General features: G+C 60.5%; 15 protein-coding genes. 10 read left to right on the top strand and 5 right to left on the bottom strand.

What is annotated here, in order from left to right:
• Window positions 1-115: 115 nt before the first annotated feature.
• From dgcB to etfB, 3 genes are read left to right on the top strand one after another with little or no spacing between them, the layout of a single operon-like run.
• Entirely contained in the window at window positions 116-2,065 is a 1,950-nt protein-coding gene (dgcB, locus tag AC3Y64_RS25885; RefSeq protein WP_489985699.1) for a dimethylglycine demethylation protein DgcB, read from the top strand.
• A complete protein-coding gene (etfA, locus tag AC3Y64_RS25880; RefSeq protein WP_489985698.1) occupies window positions 2,065-3,285 on the top strand; it encodes an electron transfer flavoprotein subunit alpha in 1,221 nt (406 codons plus the stop codon). Before dgcB ends, etfA begins: the two co-directional genes overlap by 1 nt.
• Before the next feature lie 9 nt (window positions 3,286-3,294).
• Entirely contained in the window at window positions 3,295-4,065 is a 771-nt protein-coding gene (gene etfB / locus AC3Y64_RS25875) for an electron transfer flavoprotein subunit beta (RefSeq protein ID WP_489985697.1), read from the top strand.
• Window positions 4,066-4,366: 301 nt separating this feature from the next.
• Here the strand turns inward: etfB and AC3Y64_RS25870 are convergent, their stop codons facing one another.
• Entirely contained in the window at window positions 4,367-4,597 is a 231-nt protein-coding gene (locus AC3Y64_RS25870) for a hypothetical protein (protein WP_489985696.1), read from the bottom strand.
• Window positions 4,598-4,875: 278 nt separating this feature from the next.
• Window positions 4,876-6,171, bottom strand: a complete 1,296-nt coding sequence (gene gbca / locus AC3Y64_RS25865) for a glycine betaine monooxygenase oxygenase subunit (protein ID WP_008083155.1) — start codon at window positions 6,169-6,171, stop codon at window positions 4,876-4,878.
• A 295-nt stretch (window positions 6,172-6,466) separates the two neighbouring features.
• Between gbca and gbcB the strand changes: the two genes are divergently transcribed.
• Window positions 6,467-7,567: a glycine betaine monooxygenase reductase subunit gene (gene gbcB, locus AC3Y64_RS25860; RefSeq protein WP_489985695.1), complete on the top strand. Its 1,101-nt coding sequence runs from the start codon at window positions 6,467-6,469 to the stop codon at window positions 7,565-7,567.
• A 105-nt stretch (window positions 7,568-7,672) separates the two neighbouring features.
• Here the strand turns inward: gbcB and AC3Y64_RS25855 are convergent, their stop codons facing one another.
• The 3 genes from AC3Y64_RS25855 to AC3Y64_RS25845 form a co-directional block, all read right to left on the bottom strand.
• Window positions 7,673-8,497 (bottom strand): SDR family oxidoreductase, encoded by an 825-nt coding sequence (locus AC3Y64_RS25855; protein ID WP_489985694.1) that lies wholly within the window; start codon window positions 8,495-8,497, stop codon window positions 7,673-7,675.
• 260 nt (window positions 8,498-8,757) lie between these two features.
• Window positions 8,758-9,291, bottom strand: a complete 534-nt coding sequence (locus AC3Y64_RS25850; protein ID WP_489985693.1) for an REP-associated tyrosine transposase — start codon at window positions 9,289-9,291, stop codon at window positions 8,758-8,760.
• Between the two features lie 300 nt (window positions 9,292-9,591).
• Window positions 9,592-10,632 (bottom strand): threonine aldolase family protein, encoded by a 1,041-nt coding sequence (locus tag AC3Y64_RS25845; RefSeq protein WP_236431625.1) that lies wholly within the window; start codon window positions 10,630-10,632, stop codon window positions 9,592-9,594.
• A gap of 126 nt (window positions 10,633-10,758) precedes the next feature.
• Here AC3Y64_RS25845 and AC3Y64_RS25840 point away from each other — a divergent pair, with 126 nt between their 5' ends.
• The 6 genes from AC3Y64_RS25840 to AC3Y64_RS25815 all read left to right on the top strand — a co-directional run bounded on the left by AC3Y64_RS25840 (window position 10,759) and on the right by AC3Y64_RS25815 (window position 18,399).
• A complete protein-coding gene (locus AC3Y64_RS25840) occupies window positions 10,759-11,469 on the top strand; it encodes a TraX family protein (protein ID WP_489985692.1) in 711 nt (236 codons plus the stop codon).
• A 285-nt stretch (window positions 11,470-11,754) separates the two neighbouring features.
• Entirely contained in the window at window positions 11,755-13,008 is a 1,254-nt protein-coding gene (locus AC3Y64_RS25835; protein WP_008086924.1) for a serine hydroxymethyltransferase, read from the top strand.
• Between the two features lie 20 nt (window positions 13,009-13,028).
• Window positions 13,029-14,279: a sarcosine oxidase subunit beta gene (locus AC3Y64_RS25830; RefSeq protein ID WP_129395820.1), complete on the top strand. Its 1,251-nt coding sequence runs from the start codon at window positions 13,029-13,031 to the stop codon at window positions 14,277-14,279.
• 14 nt (window positions 14,280-14,293) lie between these two features.
• Window positions 14,294-14,623 (top strand): sarcosine oxidase subunit delta, encoded by a 330-nt coding sequence (locus AC3Y64_RS25825; RefSeq protein ID WP_016986286.1) that lies wholly within the window; start codon window positions 14,294-14,296, stop codon window positions 14,621-14,623.
• On the top strand, window positions 14,620-17,637 hold the full coding sequence (locus tag AC3Y64_RS25820) for a sarcosine oxidase subunit alpha (protein WP_489985691.1): 3,018 nt from the start codon (window positions 14,620-14,622) through the stop codon (window positions 17,635-17,637). Before AC3Y64_RS25825 ends, AC3Y64_RS25820 begins: the two co-directional genes overlap by 4 nt.
• A 129-nt stretch (window positions 17,638-17,766) precedes the next feature.
• Window positions 17,767-18,399 carry a sarcosine oxidase subunit gamma gene (locus AC3Y64_RS25815; RefSeq protein WP_064388160.1) on the top strand — a complete coding sequence of 211 codons (633 nt, stop codon included), beginning with the start codon at window positions 17,767-17,769 and terminating at the stop codon, window positions 18,397-18,399.
• Window positions 18,400-18,513: the final 114 nt, after the last annotated feature.

Below are 18,513 nucleotides of genomic sequence, written 5' to 3'. Positions count from 1 at the left end.
GACGCTCCGCGTCCGCTTTGGGACGCGGAGCGTCCCGGGATTCATTCCCACGCAGAGCGTGGGAACGATCATTGAACGCCGTGTTTCTCCAGGTTGTACTGGTGGGAGCTTCACCATGTTGAACACCCTTCTTCCAATCCTGTTGTTCGCCGCTCTGGGCCTCGGTGTCCTCGGCGCGTTGCGGCGGGTGGCCATGTGGCGTCGGGGCCGGGCCTCGAAGGTCGATCTGATCGGCGGTCTGTTGGCCATGCCCAAGCGTTACATGGTCGACTTGCACCATGTCGTCGCCCGGGACAAATACATCGCCAACACCCACGTCGCTACAGCGGGCGGTGCGGTGGCGTCGATTGTGCTGGCGCTGCTGGTACACGGTTTCGGCCTGCATAACCGCATTCTTGGTTACGCGTTGCTGCTGATGACGGCAGTGATGTTTGTCGGCGCGATCTTCGTTTATCTGCGTCGGCGCAACCCGCCGGCGCGGCTGTCGAAAGGCCCGTGGATGCGTCTGCCGAAAAGCCTGTTGGCGTTCTCGGCGTCGTTCTTTCTGCTGACCTTGCCGGTGGCCGGGATTCTGCCGGAGAACTTCGGCGGCTGGGTGCTTGCGGCAATTCTGGGGATTGGTGTGCTGTGGGGCGTGTCGGAGTTGTTCTTCGGCATGACCTGGGGCGGGCCGATGAAACACGCCTTCGCTGGTGCGTTGCACCTGGCGTGGCACCGTCGCGCCGAACGCTTTGGCGGCGGTCGTTCCACCGGTTTGAAACCGTTGGATCTCAATGATCCGTCAGCGCCGCTGGGTGTTGAGAAACCCAAGGATTTCACCTGGAACCAGTTGCTTGGTTTCGACGCCTGCGTGCAGTGCGGCAAATGCGAAGCCGCATGCCCGGCGTTCGCCGCTGGCCAACCGCTGAACCCGAAAAAACTGATTCAGGACATGGTCGTCGGCCTCGCTGGCGGCACCGATGCCAAGTTCGCTGGCAGTCCGTACCCCGGCAAACCTGTTGGCGAACACTCAGGCAATCCACATCAACCGATCGTCAACGGCTTGGTCGACGCCGAAACCCTGTGGTCGTGCACTACCTGCCGTGCTTGCGTCGAGGAGTGCCCGATGATGATCGAGCACGTCGATGCCATCGTCGACATGCGCCGTCACCTGACCCTGGAAAAAGGCGCGACCCCGAACAAGGGCGCCGAAGTCCTCGAAAACCTCATCGCGACCGACAACCCCGGCGGTTTTGCTCCGGGCGGGCGGATGAACTGGGCGGCGGACTTGAACCTCAATCTGCTCAGCGAAAAGAAATCCACCGACGTGCTGTTCTGGGTCGGCGACGGCGCCTTCGACATGCGCAATCAGCGCACCTTGCGCGCGTTCGTCAAAGTGCTGAAAGCGGCAAAAGTCGACTTCGCCGTGCTCGGCCTCGAAGAGCGTGACAGCGGCGACGTGGCGCGGCGTCTTGGTGATGAAGCGACGTTCCAATTGCTCGCGAAACGCAACATCCAGACCCTGGGCAAATACAGCTTCAACCGCATCGTCACCTGCGATCCGCACAGCTTCCATGTGCTGAAAAACGAGTACGGCGCGTTCGACGGCAACTACCTGGTGCAGCACCACAGCACCTACATGGCCGAAATCATTCAGGCCGGTGCGCTCAATCTCGGTCAGCACAAAGGCAACAGCGTGACCTATCACGATCCGTGCTACCTGGGCCGCTACAACGGCGAGTACGAAGCGCCGCGAGAAGTGCTGCGTGCCCTCGGCATTGAGGTCAAAGAGATGCAACGTTCCGGCTTCCGTTCGCGCTGCTGCGGCGGTGGCGGTGGGGCACCGATCACTGACATTCCGGGCAAGCAGCGGATTCCCGATATGCGCATGGAAGACATCCGCGAGACCGGCGCCGAACTGGTGGCCGTGGGTTGTCCACAGTGCACGGCGATGCTCGAAGGCGTGGTCGAACCGCGTCCGCTGATCAAGGACATCGCCGAACTGGTCGCCGACGCGCTGCTCGAAGACGCCGCGCCAAGCAAGCCTGCTACCCCGGCCAAACGTGAACCTGCGGAGGCCCACTGATGAGCGACATTATCCGCCGCGACCCACGCGCTGAATGGATTGCCCGTAACCGCCTGCACCCGCTGCACGCGGCCATGCAACCGGCGCAACACAGCTGGATGGGCCCGAATGGCGTCATCCGCAAGAACCTGCACGGCATCGGTTTTATCGGCCCCAACGGCATCAAGCGTATCGACCGCAGCGGCGCGCAACAGGGCGGGGCGGTCAAACGTTCTGCTGCTGTGGAAGTGCAATTGCCGCTGCATCAAGTGCCGGCCCCGGCGTTCTATATCACCGTGGTGCCGGACATGGTCGGTGGCCGCTTGAGCAGCCATGACCGCGACTTGCTCGGCCTCGCCCATCAACTCGCCGGCCACGACGGCGCGGTGTTGGCCGTGGTCTTTGGCGAGCACAAGGAAAGCACTTTCGCCACCGCCGGCGTCGATCGCTTGCTGGTGCTCGAAGGCGAACAGTTCAGCGGTTATGCGCCGGAACAGCGGGTGCAAGGTTTGCGGGCTGTGGATAACCAGTTCAACCCGCGTCACTGGCTGCTGCCGGACAGTCGCAGCGGTGGCGGCGAACTCGGTCGACGCTTTGCTGCGGCGCTGGGCGAACGCCCGGCCACACGGGTCTGGCAGGTCAAGGATCAGGAGTGCATCGGTCGTGCTGGCGCCGGGTTACAAGACCTTGCCCGGCCGGTTGCGCGGTTGATTCTGGCTGCCGCCGAATGCGCTGAGCCGGTCAGCGAAACCCGCCATGAAGCCTTGCCTGTGGAGTTATCCACAAGCGTTGCGCGCAGTCTGTCGCGGATCGAAGATCTCGGTGCGGTCGCGGTGGACCCGGCGGCGATTCCTATGGCCGAAGCGGAGTTCATATTCTCCGGCGGTAATGGCGTGAAGGATTGGGCGCTGTTCCATGAAACGGCGGCAGCACTCGGTGCTACAGAAGGCGCGTCGCGGGTGGCAGTGGACGACGGCTTCATGGCGCGAGATCGCCAGGTCGGCGCGTCCGGCACTTGGGTTACCGCGCGGGTCTATGTGGCTGTGGGTATCTCCGGGGCGATCCAGCACCTGCAAGGCATCGGCGCTTGCGACAAGGTGGTGGCGATCAACCTCGATCCGGGTTGCGACATGATCAAGCGCGCTGACCTTTCGGTGATCGGCGAGAGCGCAGAGATTCTTCAGGCGTTGATCGAGGCGGTGGCGGCTTACCGCAACGAAGCCAAGCGCGATGCGGCTTAAGGAAACGCTATGAACACGAAGATTATCAGTCTGGTTTCAATCGGCGCCCACCCGACTTCCGGGCGGCCACGCCGCGCCGACCAGGATGCCCGTGCTGTGGAACTGGGACTGCAACTGGCTGGGGATAACCTGCAAGTGCTGCATGCCGGCGACGTTGCAGAGCCGGCGCTGCGCGCCTATCTGGGCATGGGCCTGGAGCAGATGCATGTGCTCGAGCAGCCCGCTGGTGCCGATGCCTTGCCAGCGTTGACTGCGTATCTGCGTGATGCCGGTGCGCAAGTGGTGCTGACCGGCAGCCAGGCGGAAACCGGTGAAGGCTCGGGGATGCTGCCGTTCCTGCTCGCCGAAGGTCTGGGCTGGCCGTTGGTGGTCGGGTTGGCGCAGGTCGAGTCGATCAACGACGGCTCGGCGCTGGTGCTGCAAGCGTTGCCGCGTGGGCAACGACGTCGCTTGAAGGTGAAGCTGCCGTTTCTCGCGACTGTGGATAACGCTGCGCCGAAGCCTCGGCAGAGCGCCTACGGACCGGCACGACGTGGCGTATTGGAGGCTGATGACGTCGAGGTTGTCGACGATGAACTCCTGCCTGTCGCCACCCTGCAACCGGCCAAACCAAGGCCTAAACGCCTGAAAGTAATCAAAGCCAAAAGCGGCGCTGACCGGATGAAGGCCGCAACGGCCAAGGCCAGTGGCGGCGGGGGGCAAGTGCTCAAAGGCGTGACCGCACAGGCCGGCGCCGAAGCGATCCTCAAGTTGCTGATCGAAGAGGGCGTCGTCCGCTGAAAAGCCCCTCACCTTGGTCCTCTCTCTGTACGTACAGGGAGAGGGCTGGGGTGAGAGTTGCGGTTTACCCACAATCCCTGTTGGCGGATCTGTGGATAACATGTTCGCCCCTCTCTACACCCCGCGCCAATCAAGCCCTACAGCCCTCCGATCAAAAAACAATCAACCTAAGTCACGGATTTTCGGTGCTTTTTCGCCAGGATAACTTGGAAAGTTGCCCCCAATCTCTGTTGGCGCTTCTGTGGATAAGATGTTCGCTGTCCGCTGAGAGCTATATGAAACGTGGCTTTCAGAGAGTTGATCAATTAATGATCATTCTGCAGTGATGACCGAATAAATCTCCCTTGGAGACTGATTTTTCACCGCCCTCAGTGCTTTTCCACAGCCCAGGCAAAGTTACCCCCGTTCTCTGTTGGCGCTTCTGTGGATAAGGTGTTTGCCATCCGCTGAAGGCCACGAATGGCGTGGCTTGCAGGTTGTTGATCAAAAAACAATCAATGTATTTTAGAAACCATGCTTCTGGATAAGTCACGGTTTTTCTTTGCAAATCAGGGGGATATTTTTCGAGTCATCCACAGTTGTCCCCATTTGCTGTGGGTGGGTGTGTGGATAACTTGTTTGCGGAAGGCTGGGGGGCTTGGTGGGTATGGGGTGTGGGATTATTGGTCAGAATTTATACAGCGGAGCTTGATGGTGAATGTCAAGGCGCCATCGCTGGCAAGCCAGCTCCCACAGGTTCAGAGGTGCTCAGAAAATATAAGGTCACCGCAAAACCCTGTGGGAGCTGGCTTGCCAGCGATGCTTTTGCTTTTAGCCCTGCACAGGAACACCTTTAAGGTAAGGCGCAGGCTCGGCGCCGAGGTTGTTCAGCAGGCGTTCGCTGTACCAGTCCACAAAGTTGACCACACCAAACTCATAAGTCTTCGAGTAAGGCCCAGGCTGATAAGCCGTCGAATTGATCCCGCGCTGGTTCTCTTCCGCCAGACGACGGTCCTGATCGTTGGTCGCATCCCACACCTGGCGCATGCGCTCGACGTCGTAATCGACACCTTCAACCGCATCCTTGTGCACGATCCACTTGGTGGTGACCATGGTTTCCTGCGCGCTGATCGGCCACACGGTGAAGACGATGATGTGGTCGCCCATGCAGTGGTTCCACGAGTGCGGCAGGTGCAGGATGCGCATCGAGCCGAGGTCCGGGTTCTTGATCCGGCCCATCAGTTTCGCGCAGCCCTGTTTGCCGTCGAGGGTCATCGACACGGTGCCCTTGAGCAGCGGCATGCGCACGATGCGGTTGCGCAGGCCGAAACTGGCGTGGGCATAAGGAATCTTCTCGGCTTCCCACGCGGCAGCGGACGCAGCGACGTGGTCCTTGAACGCCTGATCGGCGCGCGGGTCGGTGACGTCGTCCCATTCCAGCAGGGTTTTCAGCAGTTCCGGGTGCGACGCGTTGCAGTGGTAGCACTCGCGGTTGTTTTCCAGCACCAGTTTCCAGTTGGCCTTTTCCATCAAGGTGGTGGTAATCGCCACCTTGGTGTTCTCCATGTCGTACGGTTCCATGTAGTGGTTCAGTGTCGACAGGAAGTCATCAATGGCCGGTGGATTCTCCGCCAGGCTGATAAAGATGTAACCGCCGGCGGTCTTCACGTTCACCGGTTTCAAGCCGTACTGCTTCATGTCGAAGTCGGCGCCCATTTCGGTGCCGGCGAACAGCAGGCGACCGTCCAGCTCGTATGTCCACTGGTGGTAGTGGCAGACCAGTTTGGCGACTTTGCCCTTTTCACTGGTGCACAGGCGCGAGCCACGGTGGCGGCAGACGTTGTGGAAGGCATGGACCACGCCTTCGGCGCCACGAATGACGATGATCGGGTTCTTGCCGATCTGCAGCGTCAGGTAGTTGCCTTTGGCCGGGATCTCGCAGGTCATGCCGGCGATCAACCATTCTTTCTGGAAGATCTCCTGCATATCGATATCGAACAGCCGCTCATCGCTGTAGAACGGTTGTGGCAGCGAAAAGGTCCGCTCGCGCTCCTGGAGCATTTGTGCGGTGGCCTTGCGTGCGGGTTCCAGCGGATCGCCCAGGCTGATTTTTGCGGTGACGTCCATCGATGTAATCCTCAAGGCCATCTGCGTGGCCGGCGAAAGTGGCTGATCAGGTGTGCTGCAACGGGTGCTACGCAAGGTGTAAAGAAGCTGTCTTGGTGTTGGGGCGAGTGTGGGCCCGGCGCAGGGCGGAACCTTATCCATGGGCGACATGGTGCAATCTGTTCCCGACGCGCAACCCCCGGTGGTTGGGGGCTGGTCGCGATAAGTATGCCGATGTCGCGGATAGGTAAACGGGCGGTTCGCGCTATACGCAGAATCGCCGACATGAGGCCGACAGTCGGCCGTGGAGAACAGCATGTCCAACAGCTTCCTGAATCCGGTCACCACCCAGACCTGGGCCAATGGCCGACACATCGTCCGTTGCGTCAAAGTCATCCAGGAAACCTGGGACGTGCGCACCTTCTGTTTTATGGCTGACCAGCCGATCCTGTTCTTCTTCAAGCCCGGGCAGTTCGTCACCCTGGAGCTGGAAATCGAAGGCCAGCCGATCATGCGCTCGTACACCATTTCCAGTTCGCCGTCGGTGCCGTACAGCTTTTCGGTGACGATCAAGCGCGTGCCGGGCGGCAAGGTCTCGAACTGGCTGCACGACACGCTGCATGAAGGGCAGGAATTGGCGGTGCACGGGCCGGTCGGGCTGTTCAATGCCATCGACTTCCCGAGCCCGAAAGTCCTCTATCTCAGCGGCGGCGTCGGGATCACGCCGTGCATGTCGATGGCGCGCTGGTTCTACGACACCAACGCCAACGTCGACATGACCTTTATCCACAGCGCGCGCTCGCCCAAAGACATCATTTACCACCGCGAGCTGGAACACATGGCGTCGCGGATCGACAACTTCAGCCTGCACCTGATTTGTGAGAAGCACGGCTTGGGTGAGCCGTGGGCTGGGTATCGCGGTTACCTGAACCACAAGATGCTCGAACTGATGGTGCCGGACTTCCTTGAGCGCGAAGTGTTCTGTTGCGGCCCGACGCCGTACATGAACGCGGTCAAGCGCCTGCTGGAAGTGGCCGGCTACGACATGTCGCGTTATCACGAAGAATCCTTCGGCGCCACGCCACCCGAGGCGCGCGCCGATGCTGTGGAGCAGGCGGAGCAGGCAGCCGACGCGCCGGAAGTCGATATCGCCGACCTGCATCAGGTCGAGTTCACTTCGTCCGGCAAGAGCATTCGTGTGGCACCGGGCGAAACCGTGCATGCGGCGGCGGCCAAGCTCGGATTGATGATTCCGAAAGCCTGCGGCATGGGCATTTGCGGGACGTGCAAAGTGCTCAAGCTGGGCGGCGAAGTGGAGATGGAGCACAACGGCGGGATCACCGAGGACGACGAGGCCGAAGGGTTTATCTTGTCGTGTTGCAGTGTGCCTAAAGGGGATGTGCGCATCGATTTCTGACGGAATTCCTGTGTAGGAGCTGCCGAAGGCTGCGATCTTTTGATCTTGTTTTTAAGGGCAAGATCAAAAGATCGCAGCCTGCGGCAGCTCCTACATGGATTGTGTTCAATCCACGAACAGGTCGGGCATCAGGGTGGCAGTGCTGTCCGGTTCGAACCGGTAGTGATCGAACTCGGTCACACCGCTCTCACGCAAAATCTCTTCATCAATCAACAGTCGCCCGGTAATCTGCCGTCCGCTGCTCTCCAGAATCAAATGCGCCGCATCCGCCATGATCGAAGGTAGGCGCGCCTGCTTGAACGACTCGCGATTGCCCAACTGAAACTCGATCGCCGCCGTGGCAATCATCGTCTGCGGCCACAGCGAATTGACGCTGATCCCGTAACTGGCGAACTCCTCGCTCATCCCCAGCGTCAGCATGCTCATGCCGTATTTGGTCACGGTGTAGGGGCTGAACTGCGCAAACCATTTAGTCGCCAGATTCAACGGCGGCGACAGATTGAGAATGTGCCCCGCGGATTTCTTCAGATAGGGCAGGGCGGCCTGGCTGCACAGCAGCACCGCGCGGGTGTTGATCTGGTGCATCAGGTCGAAACGCTTGAGTTCGATATGCTGCACACCGGTCAACTTGATCGCCCCGGCGTTGTTCACCAGCGCATCGATCGCGCCGAAATGTTCGTTAGCCTGGGCGAGAGCCTGACGTACGCCGTCCTCATCACGCACATCCACCTGCAACGCCAAGGCCTTGCCGCCCGCCGCTTCGACTTCCGCCGCGACACTGTGAATGGTGCCGGGCAGTTTGGCGTGAGGTTCGGCGCTTTTCGCCGCAATGACGATATTGGCCCCGTCCCTGGCGGCACGCAGCGCAATCTCACGGCCAATGCCACGGCTGGCGCCGGTGATGAACAGGGTTTTGCCTTGTAACGACATGCCGATGCTCCTGCTTATTGTTATGTGAGCGGAGGGCTCGACAGACAATGTAGACCAAGTCTTTCAGGGCAGAAGGGCATGATCGTTCCCACGCTCCGCGTGGGAATGCAGCCGTCGACGCTCCGCGTCATAGCGGTGTTAAGCATGTCGACAGTGGTGAGGCTGGAACGCGGAGCGTCCCGAGAGGCATTCCCACGCGGAGCGTGGGAATGATCAGTGGGGTGGAGTCAGATCTGATCGTTCTTACGCTCTGCGTCCCATCAATACCAGCACTGAACCTCAATCAGCCCCTCTATCCCCGCATAGTCCCTGGCACTCGAATAACGCCAATGCTCCGGCAAGTCCACATATCCGCGTTTCACTGGATTGTTGTGGATGTATTCAAGCTTTTGGCGCATCACCGATTCGCTATAAACCATCTCTGCGTGAGAACCTTCTTGCCATAACTGGTACACCCGATCCTGCTTATGCGCGCGTTTGCTAAAGCGCAGGCGTTGCAGAGCTTTGTCCGCGCCTTTGCTTTGCAGGTCATCGATAATCTGTCGAGCAGTGAATGATTTGAATTGGCTGAGGCATTTACTCAGGTCGGGCGCCTGAGCGACGAAGTGAAGATGGTTTTCCAGAATCACGTAGCCGTACAGCTTCAAGTGATGGTGGGTTTGTTGATAACGCCAGCAGTTGAGCAGGTGGTCGACGATGTAGGGGCGGATGAATAACGGCAACCATTCCACGATCGTGCACGTCAGGAAATACGGTTTGTCGGTTTCGGTAATGGTGTAGCGGCTGCGGCCCATGGGATTCTTCCTTGAATCTTGAGGTGCGATGGGAATGGAACGCGGAGCGTCCCGGGATGCGTTACCACGCAGAGCGTGGGAACGATCAGGGTGAGGCGGGCGAAGAGATCGCGCTAGCAGAGAAGTCTGAAGTGCCGGTGGGAAAAATCATTCCCGACCGAAGATCGTTCCCACGCTCCGCGTGGGAATGCAGCCACTGACGCTCTGCGTCATAGCGGTGTTGAGCGTCTGGGGACGGAACGCGGAGCGTCCCGAGAGGCGTTCCCACGCGGAGCGTGGGAACGATCAGTCAGCGTAAGGTCAGGCGGACATGACTTCGCGGATGTCGCGGGCGAGTTCGCGGACGCGTTCTTCTTCGGTGTCCCAGGAGCACATAAAGCGTGCGCCGCCCTTGCCGATGAAGGTGTAGAAGCGCCAGTTCTTCGCCGTCAGGGCGGCGATGGCCGGTTCCGACAATTGCAGGAACACGCCGTTGGCCTGCACCGGGAACATCAGTTCGACGCCGGGGATGTCGCTGACCAGTTCCGCCAGCAATTGCGCGCAGTGGTTGGCGTGGCGGGCGTATTTGAGCCAGGCGTCGTTTTCGAGGATGCCGACCCACGGTGCCGAGAGGAAGCGCATTTTCGACGCCAGTTGCCCGGCCTGTTTGCAGCGATAGTCGAAGTCTTCCGCCAGTTTGTGGTTGAAGAACAGGATCGCTTCACCCACGGCCATGCCGTTTTTCGTGCCGCCGAAGCACAGCACGTCAACACCGGCCTTCCAGGTCAGATCCGCCGGCGAGCAGCCGAGGAACGCGCAGGCGTTGGAGAAGCGTGCGCCGTCCATGTGCAGGTGCAGGCCCAGTTCTTTGCAAGTCGCGCTGATGGCGCGGACTTCTTCCGGGGTGTAGACGCTGCCGACTTCGGTGGCTTGGGTCAGGGTGACCACGCGCGGTTTCGGGTAGTGGATGTCTTGGCGCTTGAGGGCTACTTCGCGGATCGATTGCGGGGTGATCTTGCCGTTTTCAGTGCCGGCGATCAGCAGTTTCGAGCCGTTGGAGAAGAATTCCGGAGCGCCGCATTCGTCGGTTTCGACGTGGGCGGTTTCCGAGCAGATCACGCTGTGGTAACTCTGGCACAGCGACGACAGGGCCAGCGAGTTGGCGGCAGTGCCGTTGAAGGCGAAGAATACTTCGCAGTCGGTTTCGAACAGTTTGCGGAAATGGTCGGACGCGCGTGCGGTCCATTCATCGTCGCCATACGCGCGTTGGTGGCCATGGTTGGCCTGTTCCATGGCTGCCCAGGCTTCAGGGCAGATTCCGGAATAGTTGTCGCTGGCGAATTGTTGGCTCTTGTCGGTCATGGCCGGCTTCCGTGGTCGAGACTCTTGTGAAGGCTCGTGGTCAATGATGGTGCGCACTTTACCGAAGATCTTCCGGGGAGCACACGGGATGTCGCTGTCTGAACATTACAAGGACACAGGCCGATTATGCACCTGAGTAAACGCGACGGCGCGCTGGATCTGCTCAAGTGGCTGGCGCTGTTGAGCATGTTGCTCGATCACCTGCGATATGTCGGGTTCTCCGCCGATTGGTTGTATGTGCCGGGGCGGTTGGCGTTTCCATGGTTTTGCCTGGCGATGGCGGCTAATCTTTCCCGTGATGGATCGCGGAGGATGGAATGGCGCTACCTGGGCTGGTTGTTGCTGTTCAGTGCGGTGAGCGAGATTCCCTATCGGTTGTACATTCCCGAGCCGGATACGTTGAATGTGATGCCGACGCTGGCGCTGGGTTTACTGGTGGCGCGCGGATGGCAGGATCCATCGATCATGTCGCGATTACTGGGTGTCGCGGCGCTGGTGCTGGCCGCCGTGTTCACGGAGCGACTGATGTTTGGCTTCTTCGGCGTGCTGTTGCCGCTGGCGATGCTGTGGGTGTTTCGCCTTCCGTGGTACTTCAGCCTGCTGCCGGGTGTGATTTGTCTCGCAGCGAATCAATGGCAGGTGCTTTACGACTCGGCAAGATTCGGTAGCAGCGTCGCGATCCTTGGCATTGCCACATGTCTGTTTGCGCCAATGCTCGGAATGTTCCTGTTGCGACATGTGCGACATCTCCAGCCAGCGCCGATGCGGCGCTGGGCTTACGCCCTTTACCCCGCGCATTTCCTGCTGTTGCTACTTATCCGTCAAATCACCGCTTAACCCTGTGGGAGCTGGCTTGCCAGCGATAGCGGTGGGTCAGCCGCCATCGATGCCAGATATGACACCGCCATCGCTGGCAAGCCAGCTCCCACAGGGTTCTCCAGTGTTTTCGAGATCGAGTCTGGAAAACGCATTTCCAGCCATGTCGTAAACGCACCTTTGCGTGGCGCGCGCAGGCATTTGAGCTGTCTGCGCCGGTCATACCATCGGCATCAAAGGGCACTGCCGTGATTGCCAGTGCCTTACCGAGACGAATGGCGCACAGATGCCGCTGGGAGAGACGCGATGTTCAGCAAGCAAGACCAGATCCAGGGTTACGACGATGCACTGCTGGCGGCGATGAATGCCGAGGAGCAACGTCAGGAAGATCACATCGAGCTGATCGCGTCAGAGAACTACACCAGCAAACGCGTGATGGAAGCGCAAGGCAGCGGCCTGACCAACAAATACGCCGAAGGCTATCCGGGCAAGCGCTACTACGGTGGCTGCGAGCACGTCGATAAAGTCGAAGCGCTGGCCATCGAACGCGCCAAGCAACTGTTCGGCGCCGATTACGCCAACGTCCAGCCACACTCCGGTTCCTCGGCCAACAGTGCTGTTTACCTGGCGCTGATCCAGCCGGGCGACACCATCCTCGGCATGAGCCTGGCCCACGGCGGTCACCTGACCCACGGCGCCAAAGTGTCGTCCTCGGGCAAGCTCTACAACGCTGTGCAGTACGGCATCAACACTGACACCGGGCTGATCGATTACGACGAAGTCGAGCGTCTCGCCGTCGAATCCAAACCGAAAATGATCGTCGCCGGTTTCTCCGCTTACTCGAAAACTCTGGACTTCCCGCGCTTCCGTCAGATCGCGGACAAGGTCGGCGCGCTGCTGTTCGTCGACATGGCCCACGTTGCCGGTCTGGTCGCCGCCGGTCTGTACCCGAACCCGCTGCCTTACGCTGACGTGGTCACTACCACCACGCACAAAACCCTGCGCGGCCCACGTGGCGGCTTGATCCTCGCCAAGTCCAACGAAGAGATCGAGAAGAAGCTCAACGCCGCCGTATTCCCCGGCGCTCAGGGCGGCCCGCTGATGCACGTCATCGCCGGTAAAGCCGTGTGCTTCAAGGAAGCGCTGGAGCCTGGCTTCAAGGCCTATCAGCAGCAAGTGATCGACAACGCTCAGGCGATGGCCAGCGTGTTTATCAAACGTGGCTACGATGTAGTGTCCGGCGGTACTGACAACCACTTGTTCCTGGTCAGCCTGATCCGTCAGGGCCTGACCGGTAAAGACGCCGACGCCGCCCTTGGTCGTGCGCACATCACCGTCAACAAGAACGCCGTGCCGAACGACCCGCAATCGCCGTTCGTGACCTCGGGCCTGCGCATCGGCACCCCGGCGGTCACTACTCGCGGTTTCAAAGTGACCCAGTGCGAAGTGTTGGCTGGCTGGATCTGCGACATCCTCGACAACCTCGGCGATGCCGATGTCGAGGCCAATGTCGCCCAGCAAGTGTCGGCCCTGTGCGCTGACTTCCCGGTTTATCGCTGAGTGTTCTGGAGTAACTGACTATGCAACGCTATTCGGGCTTCGGCCTCTTCAAACACTCCCTCAGCCACCACGAAAACTGGCAGCGCATGTGGCGCACGCCGACGCCGAAAAAGGTCTACGACGTGGTCATCGTCGGCGGCGGCGGGCACGGTCTGGCGACGGCCTACTATCTGGCGAAAGAACACGGCATCACCAACGTCGCCGTGGTCGAGAAGGGCTGGCTGGGCGGCGGTAACACCGCGCGCAACACCACCATCGTTCGTTCCAACTACCTGTGGGACGAGTCGGCGCACCTCTACGAACACGCGATGAAACTGTGGGAAGGCCTGTCGCAGGATCTCAACTACAACGTGATGTTCTCCCAGCGTGGCGTCTATAACCTGTGCCACACCCTGCAGGACATCCGTGATTCCGAGCGTCGGGTCAGCGCCAACCGCCTCAATGGCGTCGATGGCGAGTTGCTCAACGCCAAGCAAGTCGCTGACGAGATTCCGTACCTCGACTGCACGAAAAACACTCGCTACCCGGTGATGGGCGCAACTGTTCAGCGTCGCGGCGGCGTGGCCCGTCACGATGCCGTGGCCTGGGGCTTTGCCCGTGCCGCCGACGCCCTCGGTGTGGACTTGATCCAGCAGACCGAAGTGATCGGTTTCCGCAAGGAAAACGGCGTGTGCATCGGTGTTGAAACCAACAAGGGTTTCATCGGCGCCAAGCGCGTCGGTGTGGTCACCGCTGGTAACTCCGGGCACATGGCCAAGCTCGCCGGTTTCCGCCTGCCGATCGAATCCCATCCGCTGCAAGCGCTGGTGTCCGAGCCGATCAAACCGATTATCGACAGCGTGATCATGTCCAACGCCGTGCACGGTTACATCAGCCAGTCCGACAAGGGCGACCTGGTGATCGGCGCCGGTATCGACGGCTACAACGGCTACGGCCAGCGCGGTTCGTATCCGGTGATCGAGCACACCATTCAGGCCATCGTCGAGATGTTCCCGGTGTTGTCGCGCGTACGCATGAACCGTCAGTGGGGCGGCATCGTCGACACCACGCCGGACGCTTGCCCGATCATTTCGAAAACCCCGGTACCGAACATGTTCTTCAACTGCGGTTGGGGCACCGGTGGCTTCAAAGCGACTCCTGGCTCGGGCAACGTGTTTGCCGCGAGTCTGGCCAAGGGTGAAATGCACCCGTTGGCCGCACCGTTTTCCATCGACCGCTTCCACAACGGCGCACTCATCGACGAACACGGCGCTGCTGCCGTCGCCCACTAACAGGAGAAATCCCCATGTTGCATATCTTCTGTCCTCACTGCGGCGAACTGCGCTCCGAAGAGGAATTCCACGCATCCGGTCAGGCGCACATTCCGCGCCCGCTCGACCCTGGCGCCTGCACCGACGAGGAGTGGGGCGACTACATGTTCTTCCGCGATAACCCGCGCGGTCTGCACCACGAGCTGTGGGATCACGTCGCCGGTTGCCGTCAGTACTTCAACGTCACTCGCGACACCGTGACCTACGAGATTCTCGAAACCTACAAGATCGGCACCAAGCCGCAATTCACCGACAAGGCTGATACGGCGAAAACAGCCACGACGGCGCTGGGAGAGAAGGTATGAGCCAGACCAATCGCCTGTCCAACGGTGGACGGATCGACCGCAACAAAGTGCTGAGCTTCACCTTCAACGGTCAGAGCTACAAAGGCTTCGAGGGTGACTCGCTGGCCGCCGCGCTGATCGCCAACGGCGTCGACATCATTGGCCGCAGCTTCAAGTATTCGCGTCCTCGCGGGATCTTCGCCGCCGGTGCCGAAGAGCCGAACGCGGTGCTGCAGATCGGCGCTACCGAAGCCACGCAGATTCCTAACGTACGCGCTACGCAACAGGCGCTGTATCAAGGTCTGGTTGCGACCAGCACCAACGGCTGGCCGAGCGTCAACAACGACATGATGGGCATTCTCGGCAAGGTCGGCGGCAAGCTGATGCCGCCGGGTTTCTACTACAAAACCTTCATGTATCCGCAATCGTTCTGGATGACTTACGAGAAGTACATTCGCAAGGCTGCCGGTCTTGGCCGTTCGCCAACCGAAGTCGATCCGGACACCTACGACTACATGAACCAGCACTGCGACGTGCTGATCGTCGGCGCTGGCCCTGCCGGTCTGGCGGCTGCACTGGCCGCTGCGCGCAGCGGTGCCCGAGTGATTCTTGCCGATGAGCAGGAAGAGTTCGGCGGCAGCCTGCTCGACTCCCGCGAAAGCCTCGACGGCAAACCGGCGATGGATTGGGTCGCCAGTGTCATCACTGAACTGAAGAACACTCCGGACGTGCTGCTGTTGCCGCGCGCCACGGTCAACGGTTACCACGACCATAACTTCCTGACCATTCACGAGCGCCTCACCGATCACCTCGGTGACCGTGCGCCGATCGGTCAGGTGCGTCAGCGCATCCACCGTGTCCGCGCCAAGCGAGTGGTGCTGGCGACCGGTGCTTGCGAGCGTCCGCTGGTTTACGGCAACAACGACGTGCCGGGCAACATGCTTGCCGGCGCTGTGTCGACTTACGTGCGTCGTTATGGCGTGGCACCGGGCAAGAAGCTCGTTCTGTCGACCAACAACGATCACGCTTATCGCGTGGCACTGGATTGGCTCGATGCCAGTCTGCAAGTGGTGGCCATCGCCGACGCCCGTAGCAATCCGCGTGGTGCGCTGGTGGAAGAAGCCCGCGCCAAAGGTATTCGTATCCTCACCGGCAGCGCCGTCATCGAGGCCCGTGGCAGCAAACGCGTCAGCGCTGCTCGCGTCGCTGCAATTGACGTCAAAGCGCACGCGGTGACCAGCCCGGGCGAATGGCTCGACTGCGATGTGGTCGCCAGTTCCGGCGGTTACAGCCCGGTCGTTCACTTGGCCTCGCACCTCGGTGGCAAGCCGACCTGGCGTGAAGACATCCTCGGTTTCGTACCGGGCGAAGCACCGCAGAAACGCGTGTGCGTCGGTGGCATCAACGGCGTTTACGGTCTCGGTGATTCGCTCGCTGACGGGTTTGAAGGCGGCGTGCGCGCTGCCGCTGAAGCCGGTTTCCAGACCGTCGAAGGCGTGCTGCCGAAAGCCCTTAGTCGTCACGAAGAACCGACGCTGGCGCTGTTCCAGGTGCCGCATGAAAAGAACAGCGCACGGGCGCCGAAGCAATTCGTCGACCTGCAAAACGACGTGACCGCTGCCGCCATTGAGCTGGCAACCCGCGAAGGTTTCGAGTCGGTCGAGCACGTCAAACGCTACACCGCACTGGGCTTCGGCACCGATCAGGGCAAGCTCGGCAACGTCAACGGTCTGGCCATTGCGGCTCGCTCGCTGAACGTGACCATCCCGCAGATGGGCACCACGATGTTCCGCCCGAACTACACGCCGGTGACTTTCGGCGCCGTGGCCGGTCGTCACTGTGGGCATATCTTCGAGCCGGTTCGTCATACCGCGCTGCATGCCTGGCATGTGAAGAACGGCGCCGAGTTTGAGGACGTCGGCCAGTGGAAGCGCCCATGGTACTTCCCGAAAAACGGTGAAGACCTGCATACCGCTGTGAAGCGTGAATGCAAAGCTGTGCGCGACAGCGTTGGCCTGCTCGACGCCTCGACCCTCGGCAAGATCGACATTCAAGGCCCGGATGCCCGCGAGTTTCTCAACCGCGTGTACACCAACGCCTGGACCAAACTCGACGTGGGCAAGGCGCGCTACGGTTTGATGTGCAAAGAAGACGGCATGGTCTTCGACGACGGTGTGACGGCGTGTCTGGCCGACAACCATTTCGTCATGACCACCACCACCGGCGGCGCGGCTCGCGTGCTGCAATGGCTGGAGCTGTACCACCAGACCGAATGGCCGGACATGAAGGTTTACTTCACCTCCGTCACCGACCACTGGGCGACCATGACCCTGTCCGGTCCGAACAGCCGCAAGCTGCTCAGCGCCGTGACCGACATCGATCTGAGCAATGAAGCGTTCCCGTTCATGACCTGGAAAGAAGGTCTGGTCGGCGGTGTGCCGGCGCGGGTGTTCCGCATCTCGTTCACCGGTGAGCTGTCGTACGAAGTCAACGTGCAGGCCGACTATGCGATGGGCGTGCTGGAGAAAATCGCCGAGGCCGGCAAGCAGTACAACCTGACCCCGTACGGCACTGAAACCATGCACGTACTGCGCGCCGAGAAGGGTTTCATCATCGTTGGCCAGGACACTGACGGCTCGATGACCCCGGACGACCTGAACATGGGCTGGTGTGTGGGTCGCACCAAACCGTTCTCGTGGATCGGCCAGCGCGGCATGAACCGTGAAGACTGCGTGAAGGATCAGCGTAAGCAATTGGTCGGTCTGAAACCGATCGATCCGAACGTGTGGCTGCCGGAGGGCGCACAACTGGTGTTCAACACCAAGCAAGCGATTCCGATGACCATGGTCGGCCACGTGACTTCCAGCTACGCGCACAACTCCCTCGGCTATTCGTTTGCCATGGGTGTGGTCAAGGGCGGTCTGAAGCGCCTCGGTGAGCGGGTGTTTGCACCGCTGGCCGATGGCAGCGTGATCGAGGCGGAAATCGTTTCTTCGGTGTTCTTCGATCCGAAGGGTGATCGCCAGAACATCTGACCCCACAGTACCTGTGGGAGCGTGGCTTGCCCGCGATGGCGTCAGATCAGACAACACATCTGTGACTGACGGATCGCAATCGCGGGCAAGCCCGCTCCCACAGGGATTACGAATTCAGGAAGGTGCTTTATGACCACAGCCAACGTGTACCAACAACGCCCGACCACCGGGGCCAAGGCCGAGTCGTCGCTGCACCATGCCGACCTCGCCAGCCTGGTCGGCAAGGGTCGCAAGAACGCCGGCGTGATCGTGCGTGAAAAGAAACTCCTCGGCCATCTAACCATCCGTGGCGATGGCCACGATGCCGCGTTCGCCGCTGGCGTACACAAGGCCTTGGGCATCGAACTGCCCGGCGCCCTCAGCGTCATCGTCAAAGGCGAAACCAGTCTGCAATGGATGGGCCCGGACGAGTGGCTGCTGATCGTGCCAAGCGGTGAAGAGTTCGCCGCCGAACAGAAACTGCGTGAAGCGCTGGGCGATCTGCACATCGCGATCGTCAACGTCAGCGGCGGCCAGCAAGTGCTCGAACTGAGCGGGCCGAACGTGCGTCAGGTGCTGATGAAGTCCACCAGCTACGACGTGCACCCGAACAGTTTTCCGGTCGGCAAAGCGGTCGGCACGGTGTTCGCCAAGTCGCAGCTGATGATTCGTCATACCGCAGAAGACACCTGGGAGCTGCTGATCCGTCGCAGCTTCTCGGATTACTGGTGGTTGTGGTTGCAGGATGCTTCGGCTGAGTACGGGTTGAGCGTTCAGGCTTGATGGATGATCGTTCCCACGCTTTGCGTGGGAACGCATCTCGGGACGCTCCGCGTCCCAAAAGCGGACGCAGAGCGTCCATGGCGGCATTCCCACGCAGAGCGTGGGAACGATCAG

It is taken from the genome of Pseudomonas sp. 4CAES_32.4 (assembly GCF_058136335.1).
The sequence above is the reverse complement of the archived record's forward strand: the minus strand, read 5'-3'. Positions and strand labels throughout refer to the sequence as shown.